The sequence below is a fragment of the Legionella santicrucis genome, from assembly GCF_001468135.1.
In the GTDB taxonomy this organism is placed as follows: Bacteria; Pseudomonadota; Gammaproteobacteria; order Legionellales; family Legionellaceae; genus Legionella; species Legionella santicrucis.
Map to the genome: position 1 here is coordinate 1 of NZ_LNYU01000037.1, position 4,432 is coordinate 4,432.

Sequence of the window (4,432 nt, forward strand, 5' to 3'; positions counted from 1 at the left end):
ACAAACTCATTGTTAGAGCAAACCAAATTGCTTGGCAGGAGCTCAAAAATATGACCGCTTAAAACTGAGTGTGCGTAACATGAGTTAAAAAGAATGCCTACGTTCTGCGGCTTGTCCGCAGAATCCAGTAATTTGCGTTGAATTATATTTCAACCTATTGAAAATTAAATACTATTTAATAATTTAATATGACATATTAATATAATTAATTGGATTGATTGAACTCAGTCCGGTTATATAGCGCGCATTATTAATCGATAAGAACTTAATTTAATGCGCTTTTTTAACGAAATTCAAAGAAATCAACATCCTCAAGCCTGCTTAATTCCAGAGATTGTATGGTCCGAAATTTTTAATGACAACGTATTTCCCAACGTCCTTTTTTCTTGGATGAGTATGCCCTATGTCGTGTTAAAGAAACAATTAACGTCCACAATAGATGTAGAAAAAAACAAGGCATGGATGGCCATAGTACTGAGTCATCCTACCCTAAATAACCAGCAGCTTATTGAGTTAGGAGATATATTAGGGCTTTGCGATTCTGAGCTTCTCAATCTTGTCGTTATGTTAAGCAATAACACGAACCATTTGGAGTTGTTAAGGCAATATTCTCAAAAAGAATTTAATGAAATAGACAGTTTCTCGGTTATTAAAAATTATTCTTTAAGAATACAGCGAGTTGCCAAATTAGGGTATTTGAATACCCTGGAGTATCTCATAGGAATGATTGAGCCTAAAGTAACTAAAAGTCAACTGCAAGACATAATGACTCATGACTCATGCGCTGCTTTTCGAGAAGCAGCAGGACAAGGCCATCTTGATGTTCTTCAGTTTTTGGAGACAAAAGTACCCGATAAATTGCACGAAATGATGGAAGCAACCAATTACTATGCTTTTCGATGGGCAGCAAATCAAGGTCATCTTGCTGTGCTCCGATACCTGGAGTCAAAAATGCCCGAGAAGCTATCAGACATGATTAAAGCGGGAGCCTTTTGTGCGTTTCGATTTGCGGCTTCTCATGGCCATCTGGAAGTTCTTAAATATTTGCAAGAAAAGGCCCCAGATAAAATGCTTAAGATGCTTAAAACAAATACGTTCATTGCTTTTCAATTAGCAGTATTAAAAGGCCATCTTCCAGTAGTTCAGTATATGTTAAGTTTTCCTAGTGTATTTGCTTATGCTGAAGCGCACCAGCAGGAATATGGGGAACAGTGTGTTTGGCCCTTTGTGGTACGAAAACTCTCTGCTTTGCGTACGCAGCAACAAGAAGCAGAAGCAAATAATTTAGATGCAGTCTTTGATGTACCTGCTGAAGAGGCAAAGCTCTTATTTTATATAGCACGCAACTTGATTCGCAGAAATGATGCGGCCTTAATTGATGATTTACGTTTTTTGCTGAATATACCTTCGGTCAAAGCCTTAGCTCATGCAGAAGTGACACCAAACCAAGCCAATGAGTTGTTACGTCTTGCATTATCAGTGGGCAATCAAGAAGCAGCGAGCATACTGCTCAACATTCCTGCGGTACGCGTTCTTGCAGAACAAAACAATTATTACCGTGAGGAGCAGCAAGGTCGTCTTGATTTAGCCGCTTTAGCAGCAGACCGCGAGTCTTCCATGACTGCCTTAACCCAAGGGGAGCAAACACAGTTACAAGCAGTTACCGATCGTTATCAGCCACTGTTACATCAAGCCGGAGTTTCTCAGGTGATGATGGATTTGCGTACTACATTACAAGCGCACTATGAGGCTCATCCTGCTCTCTGCACGATTAAAAAAAATGGCCACCACGAAGAGTTAGTATTACCTATAACTTGGAATGACTTTGCAGCGCTGCAATTAACTCCAGAACAAAGAGCCCAAGCATTAACAGCATACTACACAAATAAAGCCCATACCGCCTGGCGTTACCTTTCCAAACCCAATCCTTGGATGCATGAGTATGCAAGTTACGTGTACATCAGTGATGACCATAATGAGCGTTGGTCTACGTTTGAAGAATATCAAGCGCTCATCAGTCTTTTGTATCTGGCAGCGCTTGATAAGGATACTCCCTGTATTGATGACTATACTTTTGCCACCCGGCTGGAGCATTTTATCGAGGAATTGGCTCATATAGGACGTGCACATAATTGGGATAAAAGTAGACGTAAAAACAATGGCCAACTTGAACAATACGATGATCTCGAAGGCGATCGCCCCAGTTGTTATTCAGGAGTGAAGCGCAGGCTTTTTCAGTCAGTTCTTGGCCATCCCTTATTAAAGCTGGTTACAGACGAAGTCATCAAAGCAGAGCTCAATGAGTTTCTGGTGGCTCATTTCAAAAAAGCAATCCATCCCAATAATTGTATTGCCATTAAGGACGCTTGGGATAAAGGCATTGAGGGGGAGCCATTGAGTGAAGAGGATACGAAAATATTACAAAGTATTAATGTCAGTGTGGAACAACAGCAGGATTTTAAAAACTACTTGTCTCACAAATATGGTTCTTCTTTTTCTTCTAGCCTCATTTTTACCATCGCTAAGGCTTTTGAATTAACCCCAACGATGAGCTCCCATTTGTTTAAACATGGAGGACTGATGGTGGAGTTTTTTTCTAAACTTGAAATCACTGAAAAGCAAAAAGAAGGTTTATCCTACAATCCTAATCGATTTTTTGTGAATAGTGTTTCTGAACTGTCAAAACCTGAATCACCTTCTTCAGTGATGGCATCAAAGAGGTAAAATTAGATTGGCCTGCTATTGAGAATTTGGTGAGCTTTCTACAAACTTGCAGAAAGTTTACCAATAGTCAAATGATGAATATTCTGAATGAATTAAGCATTTATAATTAATAACTTATCAAAGTACTAAGGATAGTATTGTAAATATTTAATTTATTTTCTAATATGCCCTCCCTTATTAGTAACAATGACAAAATGGAGTTAGCATGAGAAATAAAAATGATAAAAATCAAATACAAGGTTGTCCAGCATGTGGATTAATGTCGTTCCCTCCAGTGTTAAAACCCGCTGAAAAGCCCATTAAACCCGAATCTAAGCAACCTTCTCATTCTAACGAATCGAATAACGAAGCTGGTGAGAAACTGGAAGGATGTCCTGCTTGCGGGCAAATGTCGTTTAATTCATTTAAACCCAACTAATAATTAATGTTGTCCATGACGCCTCCTAAAATGGGCCTCTCTTTGATGCCGGAGCAAGATTATCTGGATGCTTCATTGCCGTTATTTGAATCGGGTCAGGTAGAAGTCATAGAATGGAGTTTTGACATGTGTTGGGGGAAAAAAATCCCTCAGCGCTGTCATGATTTATTAGAAAAGTATTCCGATGATAATTGTTTGCTTGGGCATGGGGTAAGTTTCTCAATATTGACTGCAAAGCGCACTAAACGCCAAGAAATTTGGTTGCAATACCTACAAAAAGAAATGTCCCATCTGCATTATCAGAACATATCAGAACACTTCGGTTTTCTCACCACGGATACATTTATTCAGGGGCCCCCTCTTTCCATGCCATTTATTCCAGAACTTGTAGAGGTTGGCATCAATAATCTTCAAGAAATCAAACAAATAGCTCAAATCCCTATTGGATTAGAAAACCTTGGTTTCGCTTTTAGTAGACAAGATGTTATTGATCAGGGAAAGTTTATTACTGCTTTACTGGATGCTGTCGATGGGTTTTTGCTTTTAGATATACATAATATTTATTGCCATATGTTGAATTTTAATATGTCTTTTGAAGAAATATTAGAAACTTTGCCTCGACACAGATTAAAAGAAATGCATATTTCTGGGGGAAGTTTTCGAGATATTTGCTATCAAAATAAAACTATATATTGCGATAGTCATGACGCAGCTATTCCTGAAGATTTATTTCTTTTACTTGAAAAAAACTTACCCTATCTTCTTCCTATGGAGAGTATTATTTTCGAACGCATGGGAAATACTTTTTCAAGCCCATATGAAGTAAGTCGGTTTCAAGACGACTTTGCTAATCTGAAATCTATAGTTCAAAAGGCAAGTGATGAAATGTTCAAATGAGGAGTTAATTGCTTTCCAAGAATTATTAATGGAAACTTTTTACAACTGTAATGATGCCGAGCTTGTTCAAGTTCAATTAAATTCCTCAATACAAAATCCCGTTCTTTTAAATTGGTCCTCTAATTTAAATTTGGATATGTTAGAAGTAGCAGCACGTATGGTTCAACATTGGGGTATAAAATCATAAGACTTTGATTACTGGGTATAAGTTTTTTAGCATCTTGTCCTAATTTACCGATACAAAACCAAGCTCACCCGTATCCTTGAATACTCTCGATTGAAGTGAATAGGCCGTGAGTATAGTGACAGGGCGATTTCACCAAAGTTTAAGAATTAATCAGTCAATCCAGCTGTAATCTAAAATAAAAGGAATGAAGTAGTAGAATTTTTAAA

General features: G+C 38.0%; 4 protein-coding genes. All 4 read left to right on the top strand.

All coding sequences use genetic code 11. The annotated features are described in order from the left end of the window. The first annotated feature begins 273 nt into the window (after nucleotides 1-273). The 4 genes from Lsan_RS09100 to Lsan_RS09115 all read left to right on the top strand — a co-directional run bounded on the left by Lsan_RS09100 (nucleotide 274) and on the right by Lsan_RS09115 (nucleotide 4,226). Entirely contained in the window at nucleotides 274-2,724 is a 2,451-nt protein-coding gene (locus tag Lsan_RS09100; RefSeq protein ID WP_058514093.1) for an ankyrin repeat domain-containing protein, read from the top strand. A gap of 205 nt (nucleotides 2,725-2,929) precedes the next feature. Further along, nucleotides 2,930-3,142 (top strand): hypothetical protein, encoded by a 213-nt coding sequence (locus Lsan_RS09105; protein WP_058514094.1) that lies wholly within the window; start codon nucleotides 2,930-2,932, stop codon nucleotides 3,140-3,142. A 15-nt stretch (nucleotides 3,143-3,157) separates the two neighbouring features. Continuing rightward, entirely contained in the window at nucleotides 3,158-4,039 is an 882-nt protein-coding gene (locus tag Lsan_RS09110; protein ID WP_162265596.1) for a multinuclear nonheme iron-dependent oxidase, read from the top strand. Further along, nucleotides 4,023-4,226: a hypothetical protein gene (locus Lsan_RS09115; RefSeq protein WP_058514096.1), complete on the top strand. Its 204-nt coding sequence runs from the start codon at nucleotides 4,023-4,025 to the stop codon at nucleotides 4,224-4,226. Before Lsan_RS09110 ends, Lsan_RS09115 begins: the two co-directional genes overlap by 17 nt. Nucleotides 4,227-4,432: the final 206 nt, after the last annotated feature.